General features: G+C 69.1%; 18 protein-coding genes. 6 read left to right on the top strand and 12 right to left on the bottom strand.

Annotated elements, in window-relative coordinates:
• Nucleotides 1-524: 524 nt before the first annotated feature.
• Nucleotides 525-2,114, bottom strand: coding sequence for a phosphoglycerate dehydrogenase (serA, locus tag Pth03_RS20425; protein WP_203945928.1), 1,590 nt, complete (start codon nucleotides 2,112-2,114; stop codon nucleotides 525-527).
• Between the two features lie 292 nt (nucleotides 2,115-2,406).
• On the opposite strand from serA, the gene Pth03_RS20430 reads away from it, so the two are divergent.
• Nucleotides 2,407-3,270, top strand: a complete 864-nt coding sequence (locus Pth03_RS20430) for a hypothetical protein (RefSeq protein ID WP_203945929.1) — start codon at nucleotides 2,407-2,409, stop codon at nucleotides 3,268-3,270.
• 73 nt (nucleotides 3,271-3,343) lie between these two features.
• Entirely contained in the window at nucleotides 3,344-4,711 is a 1,368-nt protein-coding gene (locus tag Pth03_RS20435) for an MFS transporter (protein WP_203945930.1), read from the top strand.
• Nucleotides 4,712-4,714: 3 nt separating this feature from the next.
• On the opposite strand, the gene Pth03_RS20440 is transcribed toward Pth03_RS20435, so the two are convergent.
• From Pth03_RS20440 to Pth03_RS20465, 6 genes are read right to left on the bottom strand one after another with little or no spacing between them, the layout of a single operon-like run.
• Nucleotides 4,715-7,345 carry an FtsX-like permease family protein gene (locus tag Pth03_RS20440; protein ID WP_203945931.1) on the bottom strand — a complete coding sequence of 877 codons (2,631 nt, stop codon included), beginning with the start codon at nucleotides 7,343-7,345 and terminating at the stop codon, nucleotides 4,715-4,717.
• The gene (locus Pth03_RS20445; RefSeq protein WP_203945932.1) at nucleotides 7,342-8,097 is read right to left on the bottom strand and encodes an ABC transporter ATP-binding protein; all 756 of its coding nucleotides are present in this window, start codon (nucleotides 8,095-8,097) and stop codon (nucleotides 7,342-7,344) included. The genes Pth03_RS20440 and Pth03_RS20445 overlap by 4 nt, the downstream gene beginning before the upstream one ends.
• A complete protein-coding gene (locus tag Pth03_RS20450) occupies nucleotides 8,097-8,243 on the bottom strand; it encodes a hypothetical protein (RefSeq protein WP_203945933.1) in 147 nt (48 codons plus the stop codon). The genes Pth03_RS20445 and Pth03_RS20450 overlap by 1 nt, the downstream gene beginning before the upstream one ends.
• Before the next feature lie 7 nt (nucleotides 8,244-8,250).
• On the bottom strand, nucleotides 8,251-10,899 hold the full coding sequence (locus tag Pth03_RS20455; RefSeq protein WP_203945934.1) for an FtsX-like permease family protein: 2,649 nt from the start codon (nucleotides 10,897-10,899) through the stop codon (nucleotides 8,251-8,253).
• Complete coding sequence (locus tag Pth03_RS20460) at nucleotides 10,896-11,651, bottom strand: ABC transporter ATP-binding protein (RefSeq protein ID WP_203945935.1); 756 nt, start codon at nucleotides 11,649-11,651, stop codon at nucleotides 10,896-10,898. The genes Pth03_RS20455 and Pth03_RS20460 overlap by 4 nt, the downstream gene beginning before the upstream one ends.
• A complete protein-coding gene (locus Pth03_RS20465) occupies nucleotides 11,648-12,187 on the bottom strand; it encodes a PadR family transcriptional regulator (RefSeq protein ID WP_203945936.1) in 540 nt (179 codons plus the stop codon). Before Pth03_RS20465 ends, Pth03_RS20460 begins: the two co-directional genes overlap by 4 nt.
• Nucleotides 12,188-12,516: 329 nt before the next feature.
• Here Pth03_RS20465 and Pth03_RS20470 point away from each other — a divergent pair, with 329 nt between their 5' ends.
• The 3 genes from Pth03_RS20470 (at nucleotide 12,517) to dacB (ending at nucleotide 15,750) form a co-directional block, all read left to right on the top strand.
• Nucleotides 12,517-13,470, top strand: a complete 954-nt coding sequence (locus Pth03_RS20470) for a CAP domain-containing protein (RefSeq protein ID WP_203945937.1) — start codon at nucleotides 12,517-12,519, stop codon at nucleotides 13,468-13,470.
• 97 nt (nucleotides 13,471-13,567) lie between these two features.
• The gene (locus tag Pth03_RS20475; protein WP_203945938.1) at nucleotides 13,568-14,098 is read left to right on the top strand and encodes an FHA domain-containing protein; all 531 of its coding nucleotides are present in this window, start codon (nucleotides 13,568-13,570) and stop codon (nucleotides 14,096-14,098) included.
• Between the two features lie 95 nt (nucleotides 14,099-14,193).
• Nucleotides 14,194-15,750, top strand: a complete 1,557-nt coding sequence (gene dacB, locus Pth03_RS20480) for a D-alanyl-D-alanine carboxypeptidase/D-alanyl-D-alanine endopeptidase (RefSeq protein WP_203945939.1) — start codon at nucleotides 14,194-14,196, stop codon at nucleotides 15,748-15,750.
• Nucleotides 15,751-15,870: 120 nt separating this feature from the next.
• Here the strand turns inward: dacB and ilvC are convergent, their stop codons facing one another.
• From ilvC to Pth03_RS20500, 4 genes are all read right to left on the bottom strand, one after another.
• A complete protein-coding gene (gene ilvC, locus Pth03_RS20485; RefSeq protein WP_239119220.1) occupies nucleotides 15,871-16,857 on the bottom strand; it encodes a ketol-acid reductoisomerase in 987 nt (328 codons plus the stop codon).
• An 85-nt stretch (nucleotides 16,858-16,942) separates the two neighbouring features.
• Nucleotides 16,943-17,467: an acetolactate synthase small subunit gene (gene ilvN, locus Pth03_RS20490; RefSeq protein WP_203945941.1), complete on the bottom strand. Its 525-nt coding sequence runs from the start codon at nucleotides 17,465-17,467 to the stop codon at nucleotides 16,943-16,945.
• Nucleotides 17,464-19,209: an acetolactate synthase large subunit gene (locus Pth03_RS20495; protein ID WP_239119206.1), complete on the bottom strand. Its 1,746-nt coding sequence runs from the start codon at nucleotides 19,207-19,209 to the stop codon at nucleotides 17,464-17,466. Before Pth03_RS20495 ends, ilvN begins: the two co-directional genes overlap by 4 nt.
• 572 nt (nucleotides 19,210-19,781) lie before the next feature.
• Entirely contained in the window at nucleotides 19,782-22,610 is a 2,829-nt protein-coding gene (locus Pth03_RS20500; protein WP_239119207.1) for a putative bifunctional diguanylate cyclase/phosphodiesterase, read from the bottom strand.
• A gap of 492 nt (nucleotides 22,611-23,102) precedes the next feature.
• Between Pth03_RS20500 and Pth03_RS20505 the strand changes: the two genes are divergently transcribed.
• On the top strand, nucleotides 23,103-24,236 hold the full coding sequence (locus Pth03_RS20505) for a PQQ-dependent sugar dehydrogenase (protein WP_239119208.1): 1,134 nt from the start codon (nucleotides 23,103-23,105) through the stop codon (nucleotides 24,234-24,236).
• A 152-nt stretch (nucleotides 24,237-24,388) separates the two neighbouring features.
• On the opposite strand, the gene Pth03_RS20510 is transcribed toward Pth03_RS20505, so the two are convergent.
• Nucleotides 24,389-26,338: a VanW family protein gene (locus tag Pth03_RS20510; RefSeq protein WP_203945943.1), complete on the bottom strand. Its 1,950-nt coding sequence runs from the start codon at nucleotides 26,336-26,338 to the stop codon at nucleotides 24,389-24,391.
• Nucleotides 26,339-26,435: the final 97 nt, after the last annotated feature.

Raw genomic sequence — 26,435 nt, forward strand, 5'->3', positions numbered from 1 at the left:
GATCAGGCCCCGCCACGGCAGGCAATGAGTACGTGTACCTGGCGCGTCATCTCTGGCTACGTTACCTCAGTATCTTGTAGGACGACCTAGCATCTCGCATGCTGAGACCGACTTGCATGATCACCAACCACACGCCCCACTCCCTCCCCCTTGCGCGTGATCATGCAGAAGTTCGCCGCCAGCCGTACAGACCTGGCCTTTCATTGCCCGTGATCATGCAGAAGTTCGCGGAAAGGGCCATTGAACTGCTGTTACGCAATTCGTGATCATGCAGTAAGTCGAACCCGACTCATCCGACCTGCGGAAACGATGTGCGTGATCATGCAATTGCATGATCACGAATTGAGTTTTTCCTGGTGACGCACCCGCCTGGCGAACTTCTGCATGATCACGAATCTCGACACAGCAGGTCAGTGGCCATGTGCACGAAGTTCTGCATGATCACGCCCAAAAAGCACGCCTAAAAAGCGAAGAGGAGCCGATCGGCTGGCGATCGGCTCCTCTTCCTTGGTGCTCGGGAGGGCTCAGTCCTCCAGGTCGACGGTACGGCCGCTGTCGGCGCCGATCTCACCGGCGATCTGCTCGATGACGTCGGACGGGATCGCCGAGTCGACGGTCAGCGCGATGAGGGCCTTGCCGCCCTTGACGTTCCGGGAGACCTGCATGGAGGCGATGTTGACGCTGTGCTCGCCCAGGAGGCGGCCCACGATGCCGACGATGCCGGGCCGGTCGGTGTAGGTGAAGAACGCCAGGTGGTCGGTGGGCTCGATCTCCATCGCGAACCCGTTGACTTCGACGATCTTGGTGATCTGCCGCGGACCGGACAACGTGCCCGACACCGAGACCGTACGGCCGTCGGCGAGCACACCCCTGACGGTGATCACGTTGCGCCAGTCGGGGCTCTCCGAGCTGGTCACCAGCTCGACCACCACGCCGCGGTCCTTGGCGAGGAGCGGAGCGTTGACGTAGGTCACCTGGTCGGTCACCACGTCGCTGAAGACGCCCTTGAGGGCGGCGAGCTCCAGCACGCGCACGTCCTGGGAGGCGATCTCCCCGCGGACGTCGACGTCGAGGCGGGTCGCCACCTCACCCGCGAGGGCGGTGAAGATGCGCCCGAGCTTCTCGGTGAGCGGCAGGCCCGGCTTGACGTCCTCGGCGACGGCGCCGCCCTGGACGTTGACGGCGTCCGGCACGAACTCGCCGGCGAGCGCGAGCTTCACGCTGCGGGCGACCTGGGTGCCGGCCTTCTCCTGGGCCTCGTGGGTGGAGGCGCCCAGGTGGGGCGTCACCACGACGCTGTCGAGCTCGAACAGCGGGCTGTCGGTGCAGGGCTCCTTGGCGAACACGTCGATGCCGGCGCCGGCGACGCGGCCTTCCTTGATCGCGGAGTAGAGGGCGTTCTCGTCGATGATGCCGCCGCGGGCGACGTTGATCAGCCGCACGGACGGCTTGACGATGTGAAGCTCGCGGTCGCCGACGAGACCGGTGGTCTCCTTCGACTTCGGCAGGTGGACGGTGATGAAGTCCGAGCGCTCGAGCACCTCGTCGAGGGTGAGGAGCTGCACGCCCATCTGGGCGGCGCGAGCGGGCTGGAGGTAGGGATCGTAGGCGATGAGCTCGACGCCGAACGGCTGAAGCCGCTGCGCGACCAGCTGGCCGATCTTCCCGAGACCGAGGATGCCGACGACCTTGCCGTCGAGCTCGACACCGGTGTACTTGGAACGCTTCCACTCCCCGCCCTTGAGCGCGCCGTGGCCCTGGGCGACGTTGCGGGCGCTGGCGAGGATGAGCGCGATGGTGTGCTCGGCCGCACTAGTGATGTTGGAGGTCGGCGCGTTGACGACCATGACGCCTGCCTTGGTGGCCGCCTCGACGTCGACGTTGTCGAGTCCGACGCCGGCGCGTGCGACGACCCGGAGCTTCGGGGCGGCGGCGATGGCCTCGGCGTCGATCTGGGTGGCGCTGCGCACGATCACCGCGTCCACATCGGCGAGCGCAGGCAGCAGCTGCGCCCGGTCGGCGCCGTCCGTATGGCGGACCTCGAAGTCCGCGCCGAGGACGGCGAGCCCCGCATCAGAGAGCTCTTCTGCGACAAGTACCACGGGCCTGTTCACTGGTGAGTCCTTCGTGAAGTGCGACGGCTCGGACACGCGCGAGTCTAGCCGCAGCTTGTGAAAGCTCTCACGAGCGATCCGCGATGCGAGACGGAACCCGTGCGGAATCCACGGAAGACGTAACGCGAGGGACCCGAGGGGGTGGTGTGACTCATACCTTGGTGAGCACTAGTCGCCTTGTTTACCCAACTTGGACCGATCCCACCCCTACACGGGAGTTCTTGGTATTGAAACCACCCAATCTTGACGATTAGCCTGATTAGGCCATGGTTCTCTACCTATCGTTCAGCATATGAGCATCGGGAACCCCTCCCTCGGCGAAGTGCTCGCGCAACGCGGCGGACCCCGGGAGCTGCTGGCGGCTCTCGCGGAATGGGGAGTCCTGGTGGCCGTACGGCCGGACCGCTCCGTGGTGCTCGGGACGACCCAGAACGGCGAGCGCGTCCTGCTCGGCTACACCGGCCCCGCGACCTACGCGCGGCACAACGGGAGCCACTCACTGTCGGTGTGCGACGCCGACACCATCCTCGACATCCAGCGCGTCACCGGCGTCCGGGAGATCGTCATCGACGCCGCCGGACCCGCCGCCGCGGCCGTGCCGATCGAGGACCTCCAGCGTTATCTCCAGTCGACCCGCAGCGGCCCGTCGCCGACATTGTCGCGGGGCTCGCTCCCCGTGCCCGAGGCGTACGCCACGGGGGCCATGGCCGCCGTGACCAGCGCGCACATGCCGCGCAGCGCTCCAGTGCCCTCCTCCGCCCCCACGACGTCCTCGTGGATCCCCGCACCGCGGCAGCACATGCCCGCGGCCGGACCCGTGGTCGACCCGAGCTATCGCCGGACCAACCACCCGATCCTCCCGGCTCTGCGAGTGGCCATCGGCGAGATGCTCCGCGACTTCCCGCTCGTGCACCACGTGTGGATCTCGGAGGCGCGGACCGCGGCGGGCACGCCGGGGATCATGCTGCACATCAAGGTGCACACGACGGCCGCCGACGACATCGTCAAGAGCCTGCACCGGCGGGTGCGGGCCCAGCTTCCGCAGCTGGCGGCCAGCCAGGCTCCGGCCTTGATGGCGCGGGTCGCCGACGCGCACACCGAACGCCGGATGATCGAACTGGGCGCGCACGTCGTCTGCGCCGACGTCACCGACTGACCGGGCAGAAAAGCCGCATCACATTCTGATCATCCGGCTTCCGGCCGGGCGCTTGCTCAGCTTGAATGACGGCATGGTTTCCGCCACGGCCAGCCCCTCGACCGTGTCCCCCGGTGTGCGCCTGGGATATGCCGTCGGATCGTTCTGCGCGGCCAACTTCAACACGCTTCCCGGGCTGCTGCTCCTCTACTACATGACCAACGTCCTCGCCGTGCCGGCGCTGCTCGCCGGAGTCGTGGTGTTCCTGCCCAAGGCGTGGGACCTGGTCATCAATCCACTCGTCGGGCAGTGGTCGGACCGTACGACGTCACGGTGGGGGCCCCGCCGGCCGTGGCTGCTCGCGGGCGCGGCCGTGCTCCCGCTCTTCTTCGCCCTGATGTTCATCGGCCCGCCGCTGAAGGGAACGGCGGCCGGTGTCTTCGTCGGCGTGATGTTCCTGATCGCCGCGACCGGGTTCGCGCTGTTCGAGGTTCCGTACAAGGCCATGCCGGCCGAGATGACCAGCAATTACCACGAGCGGACCTCGCTGCTGCAGTGGCGCATGGTCTTCGTCGCCGTCGCGATCGGCATGAGCGGCATCCTGGCCCCGGTGATCGCCGGCGACTCTCTGGACGGCTACCGCCAGATGGGCATCGTCTTCGCCGTCATCCTCCTGGTCGCCATGATCGGCTCCTTCTACGGCACGGCACGCGCGCCGTACACCGGCCAGCAGCAGTCGGCAGGCACGTTGCGGTTCCAGCTGCGGGCAGCCCGGACGTCGAAGCCCTTCCTGTGGCTGCTCGGGCTGAGCTCCGCGCAGACCCTCGCCGCCGGCGTGATGCTGGCGGGCGCGCCCTACTTCGCGGCGTACACTCTCGGCGACCCAGACACGAAGAACACGCTGTTCGCGGCACTCATCGGGCCGATGCTGGTGACCATGCCGCTGTGGGTGTGGCTGTCGCGCAGGCTCGACAAGCGCGTCGCCATGATCCTCGCTGGGGTGCTTTTCGCGGTCGGCGACCTGCTGGCCATCGGTACCCCGGCACTGGGATCGCTCTACGCCCACGTGGCCGTGGTGGTGGTCGGCTTCGGATACGCGGGCCTGCAGCTGCTCCAGTTCTCCATGCTGGCCGACGTGATCGCGTACGACGGAGCGGTCAGCGGCGAGCGCAGGGGCGGCGTCTTCACCGGGTTGTGGACCGCGGCGGAGAACGCGGTGCAGGCGTTCGGCGCGACCATCTACGGAGCCGTCCTCGCCATCGGCGGCTTCATCTCCTCCGACCCCGATAATCCGGTCACCCAACCGGAGAGTGCGCGCACCGCCGTCATCGTCGGCCTCACCGCCATCCCCGCCGTGATCACCATCCTGGGCATCTGGATGACGGTGAGGTACGACCTCACCGCCGAGCGCCTGGCCGCGCTCGACAAGACCCCTGCCGCGGAGGCGGCGCCGGAAGCCTGACGCTCACGACACCCTGCGCCGGAGCGCAGGGAACCGCGACCGGGTGAAGACGCCGCAGACGAGCGCGGCGAGCAGCGGCAGCCCCACCACGAGCAGCGCGATCAGACTCCACGGAACGATGATCACGGGCGCCACCTGCTCCGGCATCGGGATGCGGAACCCGTCGGCGCCGAACAAGACCTGGGGCGCCCCCGTGTGCGGCTCCGGCCATCGGGACGCCACGCCCGCCACGAGACCGGCGACCACCCCGATGACCGTACCTCCGAGCGCGATGACCAGGGCCTGCCCGGCCTTCACCGCCCGCCTGACGCGGGGCGCCGCTCCCACCGCCGACATCACTGCCAGATCGGTCCTGGCCTCCGCCACCGCCAAAGAGGTGGCGACGAGCGTCATGCCCAGGACCAGTACCGCGGCGGCCGCGCCCAGAAGGACCAGCAGCGGTGTATCGTCGGGGTCGCCAGGCGGTCCCTCCAGCCGGCCGGTGATCTGCGAGCTCATACCGTCCAGGTCCGTCAGCAGACGTTGCGCCGTGGCGGGCGACACCCGGTATTCAGCGGGATCGACCAAGAGGAGCGCCGTCTCGGTCGCGTAGCCCTGCTTCTTGATCGCCTCGGGTGAGACGACCATGTGCGCCCGGCCCTCCCCACTCGCTCGTACGACGATGGCGGGCAGGGACTGCTCGTGCTCGTCCGGTCCGTCGTCGGTTGCAAGCATGAAGTCGGCCTTTCCGTTGTGCACGATCACGGGGTTGAGCGCGACCACCTCGCCCGCCCGGAGCGCGGCCGCGGCGGCGGGGTCGTCGCGGCCGAGCACATATCTCAGAAGCCGTTCGTCGCCGACCAGCAGACCGCCATTGCCGCTGGGATCCACCCAGTTGGCATTCAACTTCAACGACTCATTGCCGACGATCTTGTCCGTGAGCCTGTCGGACACCTGCAACGGCTCACCCGACGCACTCACGGGGGATCTGGCCTCGATGACGGGGACGCCGGGGAGCTCGGCGTGGACCCGCGTACGGACCCGGTCCCACAGTTCCGGTCCCAGGTCCCGGCCGCGGATCCACAACGCCCCCGCAGGCCCCTGGGGGGAGTCCAGACCCCAGGGTGCCGGACTTGACAGGTTGCTTCGCCACGCCACCCCCAGAGCTGTGAACAGCGTGACGGCGACCATCACCGCAGACAGGGCGGGCACCGTACGCCCCCGGTTACGCGCCGCGTCCCGCACGGCGAAACGGAGCGAGAACGGCAACGCGCCGGCCAGGCGGCCAGCCGAGGCGATCAGCCGGGGCAGCACGGCGATGAACCCCAGCTGGGTGACCAGGGCCGCCGCGGCGACCCAGGACGCGCCATGCCCGGCGGCCGCGGCGGTGCCGGCGAGCCCGGCGGCGATGAGCGCCACTCCCAACACGGGGCGACCGGCCCGGTCACGGGCGGGGGCGCGCCTGCCCGCGAGCACCGCCACCACATCCGTACGGCTCGCATGCTGGGCCGGAGCGAGGGCCGCCAGCAGGCCGGCCACGACGCCCATAGCCATGACGATCGCGACGGCCACCCACGGAACCTGAAGCGAACCGCTTAGGCTGCCCAAATCGCCCTGATACCAGGACGTCACGGGAACCGCGACGCCGATGCCCGCCGCGACTCCGATCACCGCGGCGACGGTCCCGAACAGCAGCCCGTCTGCAAGCGCGATCCTCTTGAGTTGCCGTGGTGAGCCGCCCTGTGCGCCGACAAGGGCGAACTCGCGTTCCCTCCGTCGCCGACCCACCACGAAGGCCGGTCCTGCCAGAAGGACGACCTCCAGCAGCATCATCGCCGTCCAGGGAACCGTCTCGAGCTCGGCACCGAATTCGTCGGAGGCAGAGGCCGAGCCGACCTCTATCGTCCCGTCGGGTAGGCCCGGGCCGTTCACCGACGCTCCCCTTGAGGTCAGCCGCGCGGCATCCGCGGAGGACACCGGCTTCGGGGCGTCGACCATCCAGACGGTCGTAGTTGAATATCCCGCAGGCTCCATGAGCCCGTCAGGCAGGCTCCCGGGAAACGCGACGAAGTCGGGCGGCCAACCTTGCGGCGTGGCCATGATTCCCACCACACGCAATGGCACCCGTGACTCACCGGCGAAGAACGTTTGGCCGACGGTGACCCTGCCGTTCGCAGCGTCGGCATCGTTGACGCCGTCCACGACGATCTCGCCGGGCGCCGTCGGCAGCCTTCCCGTGATGAGTCGATAAGTCCCGCGGACGAGCGGATCGCGCAAATTCTCCTGCCGGACCATGTCGGACTTGAAGCCCTGGGGAGTCAGGTAGCGGATGAACCCCTCGTCGACCCGCACCGCCCGGGTTCCGGGCCCGAACATCTCGACGACCTGCGCCTGGGTGAACGGCTTCACGTCCGGTGGAGGGTCCTCGTCCTCTCCCTGTCCGGAATCGGCAGGGCCGCCTGACACGATGACGTCGGCCTGGCCCAGAGGCACCGTTACGTTGGGATCATTGGTGCCGCCGTTGCTCGTGGACGTCACCAGGACGGTGGCGAGGAGGACAGGCAGGGCGATCATCGCGAGGATCAGCGCGCTGCGTCGCTTGGACCGCCACGCGTTCCTTCTGGAGATCCTCAGAGCAACCCGGAAGGCGCTCATCGCGCGCTCACCATGCCTGCCGTGGCCGAGTCGACGATCTGACCGTCCCTGAGGAAGACGACCCGATCGGCCCAGCCGGCATAGCGAGGCTCATGGGTGACCAGGAGAACCGCCGCGCCGGCGTCGGCTCGGGCGCGGAGCAGGCGCAGGATGTCATCGCCCGTCGCGGTGTCGAGCGCACCGGTCGGCTCATCGGCGAGAATGAGCCGCCGCTCCCCCACCAGCGCGCGGGCGATGGCCACCCGCTGACGCTGACCTCCGGACAGTTCGTCGGGGAACCGACCGGCCAGATCGGCGATCCCGATCTCGCCGAGGACGGCCAGCGCCTCCTTCCGCGCCTTCCCTGTACGGACCCCGTCCAGTTCCCTCGGCAACATCACGTTCTCGACAGCGGTGAGGGACGGGATGAGGTTGAGGTCCTGAAAGACATAACCCACATGCCGCCTGCGCAGCGCGGCCAGCCGTGACGGCGGCAGGAGGTCCAGAAGTTCGCCCTCCACCATCACCTCTCCGGACGTCGCCCGATCGAGGCCCCCGGCAATGTTGAGCAAGGTGGACTTGCCGGACCCCGACGGCCCCATCACCGCGACGAGCTCACCCGCCGAGATCTCGAGGCTGACCTCTTTCAACGCGTGGACGACCTGAGCCCCCTCAACGTGGACACGGCTGACGTCGGCCAACTCCACGACGAGATCACGACCTGGATCTTCCTCTGCTGGGGACGGGACGGGAGACGGATCACGATCGATCATTACTGTTCCTGGGGGTGCTGGAGGGATCTGCGGGAGAGGACGGCCTCGCAGTGGTCGAGCCGGCGCAGTTCGGCCTCAACCTGGAAAATCTTGGAATCGAGGATCAGCGTCTGGGCGGAGCCGTCGGCCAGGCATGACACCGTCATCTCGACATCAGGCCGGTCTGCGCCGGGGCGCCGGGAGCCGCGACCTGGTGAACACTGCACATACGAGCGCGGCCAGCAGCGGAAGTCCCACGACCAGGAGCGCCACCAGGTTCCACGGGACGTCGATCGTGAAAGGCGCCGGATGTGCGGAGAGAGGCGTGCCGTCGGCGCCGAACTTCGGGGCACCCATTGAGCCCGCGGTCCGTGGCAGGCGCGCCGCCACCCCCGCCACGAGACCCCCGGCGACACCTAGGGTCACCCCGGTCAAGGCAATGACCAGAGCCTGGCCGGCCTTCACCGCGCGCCGGGTCCGCGGCGCGGCTCCCACGGCGGACATCACCGCCAGATCCGGTCTCGCCTCCGCCGCCGCGAGCGCGGTGGCAACGAAGGTCATCCCCAGGACGAGCACGGCCGCGGCCGCGGCCAGCAGGAAGATCAGGGGCGTGTCGTCCGCCGGCCGGGGCGCTTCAAGGCGAGCGGTCAGCTGTAGTGGAGAGAGCTTCGCCAACTCCGCTGTGATCCGCTGCGCCGCTTCCGGCGGCACCCGATAGTCCACGGGGTCGACCACGAGAAACGCGGTCTGTGTGGTGAAACCGTGTTTCCTGATCGCCTCGGGAGAGACGACGACGCGCGCCCAGCCTTCGCCGGTCGCCCGCGCGGCGACGGCGGGCAGGGTCAGATCGTCGGTGTCGGCGGAGGCCCCGTCCTGGGTCTGGAACATGAGGCCGACCTTCCCGTTGTGGACGGCCCCGGGGTCCAGCACGACGGCCTTCCCCGCGCGCAACGCCGCCTCCGCTGAAGGGTCTGTACGGCGCAGGGCGTAACGCAGCAGTCGCGCGTCACCCACGAGCAGGCCCCCGCCGCCGGCGGGGTCCACGCGTATCGCCCCCATGTGCATCCGGTCGAGATCCTCGTCCGGCAACCGGACATCTGCCCGGAGCGGCACGCCCGACCTGGAAGGGATGTCCGCCTCGAGGAGCGGCACCCCGTCCGGGAGTTCGGCGCGCACCCGTGCGCGAACGCGGTTCCACAGGTCGGGACCCAGATCCGTGCCTCGGATCCACAACGCGCCCGCAGGCGCCTGCGGGTACTCATCGACCCAGGTCGGCGGGTCGGACAGGCCGCTTCGCGACACGACCCCGATCGCCATGAACAGCGTGACGGCGGCCATGATCGCTGATACGGCGGGCACCGTGCGGCCCCGGTTGCGGATCGCGTCCCGCACGGCGAACCTGAGGGGGAACGGCAGGGCGGCCGCCGGACGCCCTGCCCTGGCGATCAGCCACGGCAACACGGCGACCAGCCCGAGCTGGGTGAGCAGTGCGCCGCTGACGATCCAGGCGATGGTGTACCACGCGCCTACGACCGTGACAGTGAGGCCGGCCGCGACGAGCACGAGCCCAAGGACGGGTCGGCCGGCCCGGTCACGCCCGGGGGTACGCCGGCCGGTGAGCACCGCGACCACGTCCGTACGGCCCGCGCGTTCGGCGGGCGCGAGGGAGGCGATCAGCCCGGCGACGACGCCCATCGCCATGATGATCGCCACGGGGGTCCAGGGAACGGCGAAGTGGTGGGGGATCCTGCCATCTGCGATCGCGATGCGAGTGCTGACGGGAGCCGCCGCTCCGACACCCACCGCTGCGCCGACGACCGCACCTCCGACGCCGAAGAGCAGCCCGTCGGCTTGCGCGACGCCTCTGAGCTGCCCTGATGAGCCGCCCTGTGCGCCGATCAGCGCCAACTCCCGCGCCCTGCGCCGCTGACCCACCGCGAACGCGGGCCCTGCGAGCAGGACGACCTCCAGCAACATCAGCGCGATCCACGGAACGCCTTCGAGAACGGACAGCACATCGCGGCCGGTCGAGTACGACACGGACATGTCACCGTGTGTCCCGCCCGGTCCGGCGAATCTGACCACCACCGCGCCCCGTGCGTTGAGCTTCGGGACGTCCGCCGAGGAGACGGCCTTCGGCGCGTCGACCATCCACACGGTTCTGCCGCCCAGGCCGCCGTCGTCCAGGTCGCCGAGGGACATGGAGCCGGGGAACGCGATGAAGTCGACCGGAGGGCCGACCTCTGGCGTGAGGACGATTCCCACGACGTGGAGCTGCGGTCGCCGATCGATCGCGACGGTCTGACCGATCTTCAGTCCCCTGTCGGCGGCCTCCGAGGATATGACGATCTCCCCAGGTGCGGTGGGCAACCGTCCCTGGACGAGGTAGTAGGCGCCGCCGAAGATCGGATCGCGGAGGTCCTGCGACTGGACCATGTCCGACCGGTATCCCTGAGGCGTCCGGTATCGCGCATAGCCCCGGTCGACCTGCACGACGCGCGTCCCGGGGCCGAACATGGCGATCACCTGGTCGGCGGTGAACGGCTTCCCGTCGTCGGGGCCCTCCGAGCTCACGGAGTAGCCGTCGCCGTATTCCTCCTGGACGACGTTGGTCGTCTCGGGAGAGCCGCCGATGATGGCGTCGGCCCGTCCCAGGGGCATCTCCCCCTGGTCGTCCGGGCCGAGGGCGCCGGTCAGGGCCGACCCGAGGAACGTGACGACGGCAACGGGAAGGGCGATCATCGCGAGAATCAGCGCGCTGCGGCGCTTGGAGCGCCACGCGTTCCTGCGGGAGATCCGGAGCGCGACCCTGAAGGCGCTCATCGGGCGCTCACCAGGCCTGCCGTGGCCGAATCGACGATCTGGCCATCGCGCAGGAAGACGACCCGATCGGCCCAGCCGGCATAGCGAGGCTCGTGGGTGACGAGCAGGACCGCCGCTCCGGCGTCGGCCCTGGCGCGCAGCAGCCGCAGGATGTCGTCGCCCGTCGCGGTGTCGAGGGCACCGGTCGGCTCGTCGGCGAGGATGAGCCGCCGCTCGCCCACCAGCGCACGGGCGATGGCCACCCGCTGACGCTGACCTCCCGACAGCTCGTCGGGGAAACGACCGGCCAGGTCCGCGAGGCCGATCTCGTCGAGGACGGCCAGGGCCTCCTGCCTCGCCTTCGCCGTACGGACCCCGTCCAGCTCTCTCGGCAACATGACGTTCTCGACGGCCGTCAGCGACGGGATGAGGTTAAGGTCCTGGAAGACGTAACCCACGCGCTTCCTGCGCAAGGCGGCCAGCCGCGACGGCGGCAGTCGGTCGAGAAGCTCTCCCTCGACCCTGACGTGCCCGGACGCCGCCCGATCGAGGCCACCGGCGATGTTGAGCAGGGTGGACTTGCCCGAGCCCGAGGGCCCCATCACCGCGATGAGCTCACCCGCCCAGACGTTCAGGCTGATCTCTTTCAGCGCGTGGACGGCCTGCGTTCCTTCCACGTGGACACGGCTGACGTCGGCCAACTCCACGACGAGAGCACGACCCGGATCTACCTCGGCGACGGGTGGGACGGGGGACGGATCACGATCGATCATTGCTGTTCCTGGGGGTGCTGGAGGGATCTGCGGGAGAGGACGGCCTCGCAGTGGTCGAGCCAGCGCAGCTCGGCCTCGGCCTGGAAAATCTTGGAATCGAGAATCAGCGTCTGCGCGGTGTCAAGCGGAGGATCCAGACCCCGCTTGACCCGGGTGAGGTCCTGCAGGGTTCGCATGGTCGCGGTCCGTTGGGCCTGGACGACCTGTGTGACGTCGACTCCGGGGGCGGTGACGGCCATGGCGAGCTTGATGGCGAGCTCGTCGCGCGGCCGCTCGGTCTGGGTGATGGGCGTGACGAACCAGCGATCGACCTCGGCCCGCCCGTCCTGAGTGATCGAGTAGGCGATCCGGCCCTGTTCGTCCTGCTCCCCGGGCGCGACGAGACCGTCCCGCTCCATGCGCGACAACGTCGTATAGACCTGGCCGATGTTCAGCGGCCAGGTCGCCCCCGTCGACGCCTCGAACTCGGCGCGCAACTGATAGCCGTGTCGTGATCCCTGACTGAGCAGGGCGAGCAGACCGTGCCGGATGGACATGAATACTGAGTATGCATACTCAGTATGCTTGGGGCAATCCTGAACCCACGACGGGACACGCGTGGGGCCCGGCACCCGCACGGGGCGGCCCGGTGGGATGCCCCGCGCGCCGGGGCCGCAGGGAGAACCCCAACCGGGGCGACATTTCCTGATATCAACTCGCCCTAAAAGCCGTCCGAACCAGGCTTTCCACGCGAGGAACGCGATCTATGTGGCTACTGATGCGTCATGATATTTCGGACAACCGAGTGACTTAATGGGGCAAAAATCTGTCAAACGGACCATAATGGCGATTTGCATCCAGAGTCGAGCCCCACTGGAGAACGATCGTGAAGAGAGCGCTCGGAGCCATTCTGTGCGCCGGAACCCTTGCGGCCTGCGGAGGTCCGACGGCTTCCACGGCGGCCGGAGCGCCGGCCGCCGACGCACAGGCCGAGATCTCCGCCGACCCCACGCCGACCGACTCACCGACCCCCACGCCGTCTCCCTCACCGACCGAGAGCAAGAACTGCCGGGTCGCGGTGTCCAAGCCGTCCCTCGCCTCGGACGGGAAGGTGCACGCGGCGGGTTCACGGGCGGGCTGCGTCACGAAGGCGACCTTCCGGGTCCGGCTCTGGAGGGACCAGCCCGGGAGGGACCGCGTGACGAAGAGCGGCTCCCAGAAGATCGTGAACGGCCGCATCACTCTCACAGTGCCCTGCGGGAACGGCTTCTTCTACGCCGCCGTGTCCGACTACCTGGGACATTCGGTCAGGTCGAAGACGGTCAGCCTGTCGTGCCCGAAGCCGCCCAAGCCGTCCGGCGGCTCGTCGGCTTCCGCGGGATCGTCCGAGGGTTCGACCGGTGGCTCCTCAAGCGGATCGGACGGGTCCTCGTCGGCCGAGTCGTCGTCGACCGGCGGGACGACCATCGAGCAGCAGGTCCTGAGCCTCACCAACGCCGAGCGCGCCAAGGCCGGCTGCCGCCCGCTCAAGGCCAACGCCAAGCTCCGGGCCGCCGCGTACGGACACTCGGCCGACATGTCCGCGCAGAACTACTTCCAGCATGACTCCAAGGACGGCCGGACCTTCGCCGACCGCATCAAGGCGGCCGGATACTCCTACTCCGCGGCGGCCGAGAACATCGCGGAGGGTTACCCCACCGCCGCGGCCGTCGTGGACGGGTGGATGAACAGCCCGGGCCACCGCGCGAACATCCTGAACTGCACCTACACCGACATCGGCGTCGGATACGTCAAGGCGGGCGGACCGTACTGGACGCAGGACTTCGGCAAGCCCATGTGACCAAAAGGCTCCAAATCACAGGACAACAACGCCCCAAAAAGGAGAGAATGCGAGGATCTTCTAGACACCCCCCACGGCTGCATCGGATACTCCAGTCATGAGCTCTCCCCCGGTTCGCGCCTCGGACGGAGATCGCGAGCGCGCGCTCAGCGAACTCCGCGACCGCGCCGCCGAGGGCCGGCTGTCCATGGACACGTTCGTCGGCCGGGTCGACATGGCGCTGCGGGCGCAAAGCCGCGGCGAACTGGATGAACTGGTCGCCGACCTGCCTCAGCGCGGGCGCATGCGCCGGCGGATCACCGAGGCCGTCAGCTCGATGTCGGACTTCACCCGCCGGGTCGAGAGCGCTTGGCGCCGTCCGCGCCTCCCCCGGCTCGCGCTGCCCGTCGACAGGCGGGTCCGCTATGTCGTCGGCCGGGGATCCGGCTGCGACCTCGTGCTGACCGACCTGACGGTGTCGCGCGTCCATGCCGAGCTCCGCCGCGACGAGGACGACGCCTGGCTGCTCGTCGACCTGGGCTCCATGAACGGGACCCGGCTGAACGGCTGGCGTCTCGCCGGGCCCGCCAAAGTAAGGACGGGCGACGAGATCGCTTTCGGCGACTGCGTGTTCATGATTTCCGCCTGATCACGCTTTATCGGGGAACAGATACGCATATTTCCGCATAGCGGTGCCGTCGAGAATTCTCAATGATCGCGAAAGCCTGTCATTGGGGGTTGATTGTGCGGTTATCACGTCGGCCTTCGATCTTCCTTGCCGGAGCCGTACTCGTGGCGGGGGTCACGATCTCGGGTGCTCCGGCGAACGCGGCCGACCCGGCGGGCCCGGCGCCAGGTGCCGGCGACCTCGTGCACGACATCGACCGGATTCTCAGCGATCCGCGCCTCACTACGGCGCAGGCCGGCGTCGTCGTGAGGAGCGCGCGGACCGGCGAAGACCTCTACATGCGGGAACCAGGCAAACTGTTCATCCCCGCGTCCAACACCAAGCTGGTGACCTCGGCCGCCGCGGTCGAGACGCTGGGGCTGGACTACCGCTTCACCACCTCGGTCCTGTCCACCGCCAAGCCCGGCCGCACCATCGAGGGCGACATCGTGCTCAAAGGGACGGGCGACCCCACCATGCTCGCCTCCGACTATGACGCGCTCGCCGCCCAGGTCGCCCGCTCGGGGGTCAAGGAGGTCAGGGGACGCCTGGTCGCCGACGACACCTGGTTCGACGACGTACGGCTCGGCGCAGACTGGACCTGGGACGACGAGCCCTACTACTACGCGGGCCAGATTTCGGCGCTGACCGCCTCCCCCGACACCGACTACGACGCGGGATCGGTGATCGTGTCGGTCGATCCGGGCAGCGCGCCCGGCAGACCGGCCAAGGTGACCACGACACCTCCGACCGACTACCTGAAGATCGTCAACAGGGCGGTCACCGGGACGACCACCGACGCCGGCATCACCCGTGACCACGGCACGAACACGGTCGTGGTCACCGGCACTGTCGCCGACCGGTACGAGGACTGGATCTCGGTGTGGGGCCCCACCCTCTACGCGGCGGGCCTGTTCCGCAAGAGCCTCGCCGAGCACGGCGTTCGCGTGCTCGGCCCCACGGTGCGCGGGGCCGCGCCCACCGGGGCGTCGCTGCTGGCCGGTCGCGAGTCGATGCCGCTGAGCCGCCTCCTCGTCCCGTTCCTGAAGCTGAGCAACAACATGCACGCGGAGATCCTCACCAAGGCGATGGGCCGCAAGGTGTCCAACCAGGGCACCTGGGCGGCCGGGCTCGCGGTGACCTCGGCGTTCGCGCAGAACAACGGGATTTCTACGGTGCGGCTGCGCGACGGCTCCGGCCTTTCCCGCATCGACGGCCTGACGCCGGCCGGCCTCGCCTCGCTTCTGGTGAACCTCAGGGACAAGCCGTGGTTCCCGACCTGGTACGAGGCGCTGCCCGTCGCCGGAAGGAGGGGGCGTTTCGTCGGGGGGACGCTCAGCAGCCGGATGGCCGGCACTCCCGCGGCCGGCAACGTGCACGCCAAGACGGGTTCCCTCACCGGCGTCTCAGCGTTGTCGGGCTACGTGAGCAGCGCCGACGGCGAGCCACTGGTCTTCTCCATCATCTCCAACGGCTACCTGTCCCCCTCCGTCAAGGACCTGGAGGACAAGATCGTCGTACGGCTGGCCCAGTTCACGCGGTCGGCCCCCGTCGACGGGGCCCCGGCCCCGCAGGTGAGCCCGCCCATCAACGGCGACAAAGAGTGCTCATGGCTCAAGCCCGCCCGGTGCTGAGCCGTACGGATGTGTGCGACCCCAACCGGTCGTGCATGATCACACCCAATACACGAGGGCGGCGCCGCCGGGAAGGCGGCGCCGCCCTCGCGCCATGACGTCCGCGGAAGCGGGCCGGGGCTACTGACCCTTCAGCCAGCTCATCATCGGGCGCAGCTTGGCACCGGTCTGCTCGATCGGGTGCGCCGCCAGCTCCTCGCGGTACCTGTTGAACTCCTTCTGGCCCGAGTCGAACTCCTCGACCAGCTCACGGGCGAAGCTGCCGTTCTGGACCTCGTCGAGGATGCGGCGCATCTCCTTCTTGGTCTCGGCGTTCACCACGCGCGGGCCGCGGCTGTAACCGCCGTACTCGGCGGTGTCGGAGACCGACCAGTACATCTTGGAGATGCCGCCCTCGTACATGAGGTCGACGATGAGCTTCATCTCGTGGAGGCACTCGAAGTAGGCGACCTCGGGCTGGTAACCGGCCTCGATCAGCGTCTCGAACCCGGCCTTGATCAGCTCGGAGACGCCGCCGCACAGCACCGCCTGCTCGCCGAACAGGTCAGTCTCGGTCTCCTCGGTGAAGGTCGTCTTCAGCGCGCCGGCGCGGGTGCCGCCGATGCCCTTGGCGTACGACAGGACGAGCGGCCACGCCTTGCCGGTGGCGTCGCGCTCAACGGCGACGAGGACCGGTACACCGCGGCCGGCCGCGTACTGCCGGCGAACGAGGTGACCCGGGCCCTTGGGAGCGACCATGGCCACGTCGACGCCCTCCGGCGCCTCGATGAGGCCGTAGCGGATGTTGAGGCCGTGTCCGAAGAACAGCGCGTCACCCTCGACCAGGTTCGGCTTCACGTGCTCGGCGTAGAGGTGCCGCTGAACGTGGTCCGGAGCGAGGATCATCGTGAGGTCGGCCTCTTCGACGGCCTCCGAGGGCGACAGGACACGCAGGCCGTCGGCCTCCGCCTTCTCCCTGCTCTTGGAGCCCTCCGGGAGGCCCACGCGGACGTCCACGCCGGAGTCACGCAGGCTCAGGGCATGAGCGTGACCCTGGCTGCCGTAGCCGAGGACGGCCACGTGCCGGTCCTGGATGACGGACAGGTCGGCGTCGTCGTCGTAGTAGATCTCAGTCACTTGCTTGCCTTTCAGATCGGACGGCCGGGCTCGCCACGGGTCCGGCCACGTGCGTACGGCGGTGCGGCCCGTACGGCTATGCGATGCGATCGAGCGCCCGAAGCGAGCGGTCGGTGATGGAACGGGCACCGCGGCCGACGGCCACCATGCCCGACTGCACGAGTTCCTTGATGCCGTAGGGCTCCAGGACCCTGACGAACGCCTGTAGCTTGTCCGTCGTGCCGGTGACCTCGATCGTCACCGCGTCTGTGGACACGTCCACGCAGCGCGCGCGGAACAGGTTGACCAGCTCCAGGACGTGGCCGCGGCTCTCCGCGTCGGTCCTGACCTTGATCAGCATGAGCTCTCGCTGGACCGACTGGCCGTTGTCCAGCTCGACGATCTTGAGGACGTTGACCAGCTTGTTGAGCTGCTTGGTCACCTGCTCGAGCGGGAGGTCCTCGACGTTGACCACGATGGTCATCCGCGAGATGTCATGGTGCTCGGTCGGCCCGACGGCCAGGGAGTCGATGTTGAACCCGCGGCGGCTGAAGAGCGCCGCGACCCGGGCCAGGACTCCCGGCTTGTTCTCCACCAGCACCGACAGCGTGTGACGGCTCATTCTTCGTTCTCCCACTTCGGCGCCATGTCCTGGGCGTACTTGATGTCGTCGTTGCTGGTGCCGGCGGCGACCATCGGCCACACCATCGCGTCCTGGTGAACCACGAAGTCGATCACCACGGGCACGTCGTTGATCTCCATGGCTTTGCGGATGGTGGCGTCGACGTCCTCCGGCCGCTCGCACCGCAGGCCGACGCACCCGTAGGCCTCGGCCAGCTTCACGAAGTCCGGAATCCTCTTGACCCGCTGCAGGTCGGTATTGGAGTACCGCTGCTCGTAGAACAGGGTCTGCCACTGCCTGACCATGCCAAGGTTACCGTTGTTGATGACCGCCACCTTGACGGGCACTCCCTCGATCGCGCAGGTCGCGAGCTCCTGGTTGGTCATCTGGAAGCAGCCGTCGCCGTCGACCGCCCACACCGTGGCGTCGGGGCGGCCCATCTTCGCGCCCATCGCGGCGGGGACGGCGAAGCCCATCGTGCCCGCGCCGCCCGAGTTGATGAAGGTCCCCGGCTTCTCGTAACCGATGAACTGCGCCGCCCACATCTGGTGCTGGCCGACGCCCGCCACGTAGAAGGCGTCGGGACCGACGATCGCGCTCAGCCGCTCCATGACGTACTGCGGGGCCAGGGAGCCGTCGTCGAATTCCTCGTAACCCAGGGGGTAGGTCTCCTTGTAACCGTTGAGGGTCTTCCACCAGTCGGTGTAGTCCCCCTTACGGCCGTCCTTGTGCTCGTTGCGCACCGCGGTGACCAGGTCGCCGATCACCTCGCGGCAGTCGCCGACGATCGGCACGTCCGCATGCCGGTTCTTGGAGATCTCCGCCGGATCGATGTCCGCGTGGATGACCTTGGCGTTCGGCGCGAAGCTCGACAACTGACCGGTCACCCGGTCGTCGAAACGTGTCCCGAGCGCGATCAGCAGGTCCGACCGCTGCAGTGCGCCCACCGCCGAGACGCTGCCGTGCATGCCCGGCATGCCCATGTGCTGGGGGTGGCTGTCGGGGAACGTGCCCCGGGCCATCAGCGTCGTCACCACCGGGATGCCGGTGAGCTCCGCCAGCTCGAGCAGCTCGGCCGACGCGCCCGCCTTGTGCACTCCGCCGCCGACGTACAGCACGGGCCGGCGCGCCTCATTCATCAGCTTGGCGGCCTCACGGATCTGCTTGGAGTGCGGCCTGGTCACCGGCCGGTAGCCCGGCAGCTGCATGACCGGGGGCCAGGAGAACTCCATCGTGTCCTGCAGGGCGTCCTTGGCGATGTCCACCAGCACCGGGCCGGGACGGCCGGTCGAGGCGATGTGGAACGCCTCGACGATGGTCCGCGGGATGTCCGCGGCCTCGGTCACCAGGAAGTTGTGCTTGGTGATCGGCATGGTGATGCCGGAGATGTCCGCCTCCTGGAAGGCGTCGGTCCCGATCAGCTGGGTGGCCACCTGACCCGTGATCGCGACGATCGGCACCGAGTCCATGTACGCGTCCGCCAGCGGGGTGACCAGGTTGGTCGCACCCGGTCCGCTGGTCGCCATGCAGACCCCCACCTTGCCGGTGGCCTGGGCGTATCCCTCGGCCGCATGGCCCGCGCCCTGCTCGTGCCGTACAAGGACGTGCCGGACCTTCACTGAGTCGTAAAGGGGATCGTAGGCGGGGAGTACGGCGCCGCCCGGGATCCCGAACACCGTGTCGACCCCGACGTGCTCCAGGGCTCTCACCAGGGCCTGGGCACCTGTCATCTGTTCGGTCATCGGCTCGTTCCTTGTGGCTGAGCTTGTCTTCTGGGATTGCGCTGGCATAAAAAATGCCCCATCCGCTAAGCGGAGCTGGGGCGCGCGCAGGACCGAGAACTTCGTCAGGCTGCGCGCCTGCGAAGTACTACGAGGATCCCATCGCGATGCATGGCTCCACCATGTCCGATCCCCAGCCCCCACGTCAAATCATCTGGGACGGCGATCTCAATATTTGAAATACCCGCCTGATCGCGCGATCTCCGCTCGCGCGGGCTCGGGCGCTTCCAGTCGGCGTCTTCCCTCGTCGCTCGGGGTCGCTCGTACCTCGCTCCCCGCTCGCTCCTCAGTCCAGACACCGCCGCGCCCTCGCGGTGACGGTTGTGCACGGTTGCCGATTGTGGCGAGCACAAGGGTCACGCTCGTGGCGCGGCCGGGTTCTGGACTGAGGAACGCCCGCAGCGAGGAACGAGCGAGGACGTGACGAGGGAAGACCCGGCCTCAAAGCGCCACGAGCACGCGCGAGCGGAGCGAGCGCAATCAAACACAGCGCCCGCCTCGCCGAAGGCGAGGCCATAAGCGCAGAGCAAATGTCACGCAGTGTTCTGGAGGGGGGTCCGCATGAGGGAGTCGACGCCGCGGGCGGCCATGGGGCGGCCTACCAGGTAGCCCTGACCACGGGTGCAGCCCATCTCGCGGAGCAACTCGAGCTGCTCGGGCCGTTCGATGCCTTCGGCGACGACGACCAGGCCGAGGTCGTGGCCGAGCCGTACGATCGTGCGGGTCAGCAGGGTGAGGGTCTCGTCGCGGCCGAGGCCGGACACGAACGACGGATCGATCTTGATCGTGTCCACGGGCAGCTGGCGGAGGAACGCCAGCGACGCGTAGCCGGTGCCGAAGTCGTCGATGGCCAGCCGTACGCCGAGGGCGCGCAGCTGCGACAGCTTGTTGATCGTGTCGTCGGCGTCTTCGACCAGCATCTCCTCGATCACCTCGAGGGTCAGCGCGCTGGCGGGGAGGCCGCTCTCCTCGAGGGCCTGGGCGACGGTTTCGACGAACCGGGGCGCGGTGATCTGGCGCAGGGACAGGTTGAGCGACAGCCCGATGTCGATCGACGAGGCCCGCCAGGCGGCGACCTCCCTGCACGCCTCGTGCAGGATCCATTCGCTGAGAGGCACGATGAGCCCGGTGTCCTCGGCGGGGCCGAGGAACTTCTCGGGCGGCACGAACGTGCCTCCCCGCCACCACCGGACCAGGGCCTCCACGGCGGTGACCCGGGAGGTCGCCAGGTCGACGATGGGCTGGTATTCGACGGCGAACTGGTTGTCCAGCAAGGCCCGTTGCAGGTCGGCCGCGATCTCCAGGCGGCGTACGACGTCGGCGTGCATGTGGGCGGCGAAGACCTCGACCCTCCGGCCGCCGAGCTCCTTTGCGCGTGACATCGCCACGTCGGCGTTGCGCAGCAGCTCGCCCGTGGACAGGCCGTCCTCGGCGAAGGCGACGCCGACGCTGGCGGTGAGGGCCATGTCGCGGTCGGCCACCCGGAACGGCTCGGCCGAGACGGCGCGCACCAGCCGTTCGGCGAGGTCGATCGCGGTCTGCGCGTCGGCGCCGCTGGAGACGCCACCTTCGAGCAGCACCGCGAACTCGTCGCCGCCCCAGCGGGCCAGCGTGTCGTCGGCCCGTACGGCGGAGCGCAGCCGGCGGGCGGCCTGGCCGAGCAGGTAGTCGCCGCTCGCGTGGCCGACGGAGTCGTTGACCCCGGTGAAGCCGTCCAGGTCCAGGAAGATCACGGCGGCCCTGCCGGACCCCCGGCGGGCCAGGACCTCCCGGGCGCGTTCCTCCAAGTAGGCCCGGTTGGGCAGGCCGGTCACGCCGTCGTGAAAGGTCAGATGGGTGACCTGGTTGCGCAGGGCCACCTGGTCGCTGAGGTCCCTGACGCTGACGAGGATGCGGTCCTCGGCGCGCACGTCGCGTGTCGCGACCGACTCGGTGGGCCGCCAGGTGCCGTCAGAGGCGCGGACCCGGCAGGAGATGCGGCAGCTGGCGTGCCGTTCGAGCCCGTCCTCGTCGGCGGCCATCCGGCGCAGCAGGATCTGGATGCCCGGCACGTCCTCGGGGTGGATGTAGTCGAACATGGGACGGCCGGCGAGGTCGTCGGGGCAGTAGCCGTAGGTGTCCTCGACGCCCGCGCCGATCTCCTTGATGACGCCGTCGTGGTCGAGCACGAGGACGACGTCGCCGGTGTTCTCGGCGAGCTCGCGCAGTTGCCGCTCGCCGACGTCGACGAGGCGCCGCATCCCGGCGGTCTCGACGAGGAGCACGAACAGGCGGCCGAGCAGCACAAGGACGACGGACGCGGCGACCACCGACAGAGCGGCGTCGCGGTTGCCGCTGATCGCCTGGAATGCCACGGCGACGGTGGCGGCGGCGACCAGGACCAGCGGCGCGGCAGCGGTCACCGCGGTGGGAAGCGCCCTGCGCAGCCGGCGTTCCTCGAGCCAGGGCGCGACGGCGAGCACGAGGAACGCCGCCGGGGCGACCAGGACCGCCGCGAGCGGAGGGTCGTCGCCGTTGAGGCGGGCGAGCGCGGTGCCCGTCTCGGCCAGGGTGATCGCGGCCAGGGTGATCAGCGTGGCCAGGCCCATGACTCTTCCGCCGGACCGGGCTCCTGCGACGGCGGAGGCGACGGCGCACGACGCGAGCAGGCAGACGACCGGCATCGCCAGCGTGGCGAAGAACGGCCCGGCGTCGTCGGCCTTCGCGAAGATCGGGCCGAAGAGCAGAACCCAGCCGACGGTGAAGATCGAGGCGGCGCCCAGATAGGCGTCGGCCGCCTGCCGGAAGGCGCCCCGGCCGAAAGCCGGCGGAGACACCGACAGGCCGCCGCCGATCGCCATCAGCACCGAGCCGACGAGCAGCAGCAGGTCGGCGAAGGTCAGCACGAACGAGGTGCCGTCGGCCACCGGCCGCAGGCCGACGCCGAGCAGCCAGGTCAGCGAGCCGGACGCGAGCCACCGCAGGGCGGCGGGGCGCTGCCGGACCACTGGGACGGCACGCGAGGCGGTGGCGAACAGGAGCGAGATGACGGCGAACAGGCCGGTGGCGACGCCGGCGACGGCGGCGACGACAGGAGAGGGTCCCCCGCCGAGCAGTGCGGCGATGATCCCCACCGCGCCGAGCCCGGCGGCGACGGTGAGCGAACCCCTCGGGTTGCGCCTGCCGTCCACGTGTACCGCCTCTGGATTCGTCGTCGTCTCGTGTCCGGCCGGCCCGGAGCCCCGTGCCTCGGAGCCGCGCGCCCTGTCGCCCTGCGCCTGCGATCCCTGTGTCTCGGGGTCGTGGGCCTCCATTTCGGCGTCCGCCGTCTCCGGAGATGGGGAATCGACCGCGTCGTCACGCCCGGAGGGGTCTGGTGTCATGGCCCCTCCTGTCCTTGACCCGGCTTGCTCTCCATGTCACATGGCCAGTCTGCGCACAGCCCCTGATCACCGAGGTGGCAAACAGTGAGTCGTCACCGATCTGATAACCGGCCACGCGCGACGACGTTCACCGTACGCACTACAGGTCACGGAGCAGCCACGTTCCGGAATCCTTAATGGACCAGTCAGGACCGGCAGTCAAATCACCACACGGGTTTCGCCGCCGACGATCGGCAATGACCGCTGATCATGTTAGCGAGATTCCACCGGTCACGTAGCGAATGGCCTGATAAGGCATCGGTTCCCGCGCGCCGTGGCGACGCGGAAGCGCTGCCCCTGATCTGCTGTGAGCTCTGCCACAGAAACCGCGGGAACCCTCGCCGCGAAACGCGAGTATGGAAGGGACGAGGGAGGTTGCGAAGCATGGTGATGAGGGGCCGGGCGGCTCGACGCGTGCCGCCGACGACGTCCACAGAGCAGACGACGGCACGGGTGAGGACACCACGGGCGACCACGCTGACGGCGGCGGTGTCGGCGGCGCTGGCGGCGGCGCTCGTGGCGTGTTCCGCCGCGCCGGAGAACAGCGGCTCGACGGCGCGGCCGGGCGGCACGACGACCGGACAGGGCGCTTCGACCCCTGCTCCCCTGCCGGGCCAGACGCAGGCCGTCCCCGGCACGCCGCGGACCCTGGTCTCCGACCTGTCGGTGCCCTGGGCCATCGGGTTCCTGCCCGACGGCGACGCGCTCGTCACGGAGCGGGACTCCGCGCGGCTCCTGCTGGTGAAACCCAACGGCCAGGCACGCACGATCGGGACGATCGAGGGCGTCTCGCCGAGCGGGGAGGGCGGTCTGCTCGGTGTGGCCGTGTCGCCGAAGTACACCTCCGACCGCTACGTCTTCGTCTATTTCTCCGCCGAAGGCGACAACCGGGTGGTCCGGTACCGCTACGACGGTCGCCTGTCCGACCCGGTCGCGATCGTCACGGGCATTCCGAGAGGCTCGATCCACAACGGCGGGCGGCTCGCCTTCGGCCCGGACGGATACCTGTACGTCGCCACCGGCGAGACCGGCGAGCGCCCGCTGTCGCAGGACACGAACTCCCTGGCCGGCAAGATCCTCCGGATGACCGTCGACGGGAAGCCCGCCCCCGGCAACCCGTTCGGCAACCTGGTCTGGTCGTACGGCCACCGCAACGTCCAGGGCCTGGCCTGGGACTCCGGCGGCCGGATGTACGCCACCGAGTTCGGCCAGAACACCTACGACGAGATCAACCGGATCGAGAAGGGCCACAACTACGGATGGCCCGAGGTCGAGGGCATGGGACGCGACCGCAGGTACACCAATCCCCTGCTCACCTGGACGACCGACGAGGCGTCGCCGTCCGGGCTCGCCTACGCCGACGGCTCCCTGTGGGCGGCCGCCCTGCGGGGTCAGCGGTTGTGGCGGATCCCGCTGAGCGCGGAGGGAACCGTGGGCAGGCCGGTCGCGCTCTACACGGGCGAGTTCGGCCGGCTCCGGGCGGTCACCACCGCGCCCGACGGCTCGTTGTGGATCGGGACCAGCAACAAGGACGGCCGGGGATCCCCCCGCCCAGGCGACGACCGCATCCTCGTCCTCACCCCCTGAGACGCCCCCCGTGCCCGTGATCATGCAGAAGTTCGAGCAAACGCTGCCTGACCTGCGGCAACCCCAGTCGTGATCATGCAGAAGTTCGCCGCCACGCCGTACGACCTGCACAAACGCGATTCGTGATCATGCAGGCCGTACAGCCCCCGGGGTCATCCGGCGGTGGGGCAGGTGACCGCGGGCTGCGGCCGGTAGACGGTCTTGAAGGACTGCTTGGCCTCGACCTTGCCGTCCCGCCGCAACGTCCGGGTCACCTCCGCGGTGAACCCGGGCTGTCCGGACGACGGCACACACTGCGGCCCCGTGCCGGCGATGGGAGCCGCCTGGGTGACAGCAGTCTTGACCGGCCCGCGGATCTCCACGTCGTACCGTTTGGTGCTCCACAACTCGACGGTCACCGCGGTGTCGGTGGCGGTCGCATGGATCAGCACGCCGTAGGGGGTCTCGTTCTTCCACTTCAGATCGGGCGCGGGATAGGAGACGGCCGCGTCCATGCCCTCCGGATACTGCGGCATGTACACCTCGGAGGGCGTGCGGTCGATGTCGTCCAGCCCTGCGCGCACCATCGCGTTGAAGATCGTGGTGGCCACCTGGGACATGCCGGCCACGTCGGAACCGGCCTGCCCGCGGATCATGGTGGACGTGTAGCCGCCGCCGTAACCTTCAGCCGCGTCGCGCCTGCCGACGAGCTCGTTGAACGAGAAGGTCTGCCCCGGCCTGACCAGCTGGTAGTTGACGACTCGGGTGGCGGCCTGGATGTTGGCCGTCCGCGGCACGCAACAGGGGTAGCTGGTCGTGAACTCGCCGATCTTCTCCTTGACGCCCAGGTCGACGGCGTCCTGGTCCGTCACGACGGGCGGCGCGTCCAGAAGCGACACCGGCACCGTACGGCTTCCGCCGCCCAGTGCGGCGATCATGTCGGTCGCCATGCGGCCGGTGTCGAGCCGCCGCCCTTCGCGGGCGTGCACGAGGACCGGCCGATCGTCCTCGATGGTGAACGTGGCGCTCCTGGCGGCGGCGCCCGGCTCGATCAGCCGCCGCTCGATGCCCGGGGCGATCTCGGCCGCCTCGAACTTCGGACGCAGCGAGTGCCCCTCCGGCACGAAGGTCAGGTGCGAGGCCAGCACGATCGGGGGCAGTTCGACGGCCTTGCCCCCCTCGGTAAGGGTGATCGGCGAGGCGACCGCGTGTTTCGCCCACACGACGGCCCTCTGTACGGCGTCGCGGCCGACCTGGGGCGTGTTCTTCACGGTCGTGGCCCTGACCGTGATGTCGGGGGTGAGATAGGCGCGCTGGATGTCCCGCCCGACGACCGTTTTGTCGATCGTGTAGCCGGCGTGGGGGTAGACCGGCACGGGCGTCGTGCCGTCGAACCTGACGCCGCCCTCCCTCGCCGGGTCCTCCAGGGACTCGCCAACGTCCCTGGCCACGGCCGCCTCCAGCTTGACCTGGTCGACCGTGATCACCGGCTCGAGCTGTGTGCCGCCGGTGAACGCGCGCCACACCTCGAGCGGGGACGGGAAGCCGGTCGGTGCCTGCCGTACCGTCGCCTCGGCGTCGAACCGCAGGCCGGCGTCGTCCGGGTTGACCGCGATGCGTTCGCTGCCCTGCATCACGACGACGGGTGCGTGGGTCCGCCCGTACAGCTTCTCGCGCAGGTTCAGCACCGCGTCGGACGGCGACAGCCCGCCGATCTCGACGCCGAGAACCGTCGTGCCCTGCAGGATCCCGCCTGACATGGACACGGCGGACCCGAGGTAGAGCAATACCAGCAGCACGGCCAGCGCGACGATCCAGTAGCGGCCCGCCGGGGACCTGTCTTCGGGTCCGAGTTCGGTTTCGAAGGGGGCGGGCTCTTCCTGAACCGTCGCGTCCGCGACCGGCCACGGCTCGACAGGGGTGGCGGGCGGCGGAAGGTTGCTGCCGCCGCCGGTCTGGGGAGCCGCCGGGGTGAGCCGCGGCGCGCCCTCTCCGAAGATGTCAGCCGACACCCCTGGCGGGAGCGAGGAGGTGTTCGATCGAACCGGGTGAAGCTGGTCGGCCGAAGGCGTCGCCGAGGCCGGATCCGGCGGCGGATCGATGGACGCTCCGGCGTTCCGCACGCCTCGGTCTCCTCCGGCTCAAGGGCTCACGGGTAACTGCGTTCAGCCAACCTTAAAGCAATGCCTTCGAGATATGTCATGAAACAGCGACCTACTC

This window comes from Planotetraspora thailandica (assembly GCF_016863335.1).
In the GTDB taxonomy this organism is placed as follows: domain Bacteria; phylum Actinomycetota; class Actinomycetes; order Streptosporangiales; family Streptosporangiaceae; genus Planotetraspora; species Planotetraspora thailandica.

Bases quoted from the DNA above. Each gene is read 5' to 3' on its own strand.
- Pth03_RS20430 (WP_203945929.1), top strand. From the start codon at position 2,407: ATGAGCATCGGGAACCCCTCCCTCGGCGAAGTGCTCGCGCAACGCGGC.
- Pth03_RS20435 (WP_203945930.1), top strand. From the start codon at position 3,344: ATGGTTTCCGCCACGGCCAGCCCCTCGACCGTGTCCCCCGGTGTGCGC.
- Pth03_RS20440 (WP_203945931.1), bottom strand. From the start codon at position 7,345: ATGAGCGCCTTCCGGGTTGCTCTGAGGATCTCCAGAAGGAACGCGTGG.
- Pth03_RS20445 (WP_203945932.1), bottom strand. From the start codon at position 8,097: ATGATCGATCGTGATCCGTCTCCCGTCCCGTCCCCAGCAGAGGAAGAT.
- Pth03_RS20450 (WP_203945933.1), bottom strand. From the start codon at position 8,243: ATGACGGTGTCATGCCTGGCCGACGGCTCCGCCCAGACGCTGATCCTC.
- Pth03_RS20455 (WP_203945934.1), bottom strand. From the start codon at position 10,899: ATGAGCGCCTTCAGGGTCGCGCTCCGGATCTCCCGCAGGAACGCGTGG.
- Pth03_RS20460 (WP_203945935.1), bottom strand. From the start codon at position 11,651: ATGATCGATCGTGATCCGTCCCCCGTCCCACCCGTCGCCGAGGTAGAT.
- Pth03_RS20465 (WP_203945936.1), bottom strand. From the start codon at position 12,187: ATGTCCATCCGGCACGGTCTGCTCGCCCTGCTCAGTCAGGGATCACGA.
- Pth03_RS20475 (WP_203945938.1), top strand. From the start codon at position 13,568: ATGAGCTCTCCCCCGGTTCGCGCCTCGGACGGAGATCGCGAGCGCGCG.
- ilvN (WP_203945941.1), bottom strand. From the start codon at position 17,467: ATGAGCCGTCACACGCTGTCGGTGCTGGTGGAGAACAAGCCGGGAGTC.
- Pth03_RS20495 (WP_239119206.1), bottom strand. From the start codon at position 19,209: ATGACCGAACAGATGACAGGTGCCCAGGCCCTGGTGAGAGCCCTGGAG.
- Pth03_RS20500 (WP_239119207.1), bottom strand. From the start codon at position 22,610: ATGACACCAGACCCCTCCGGGCGTGACGACGCGGTCGATTCCCCATCT.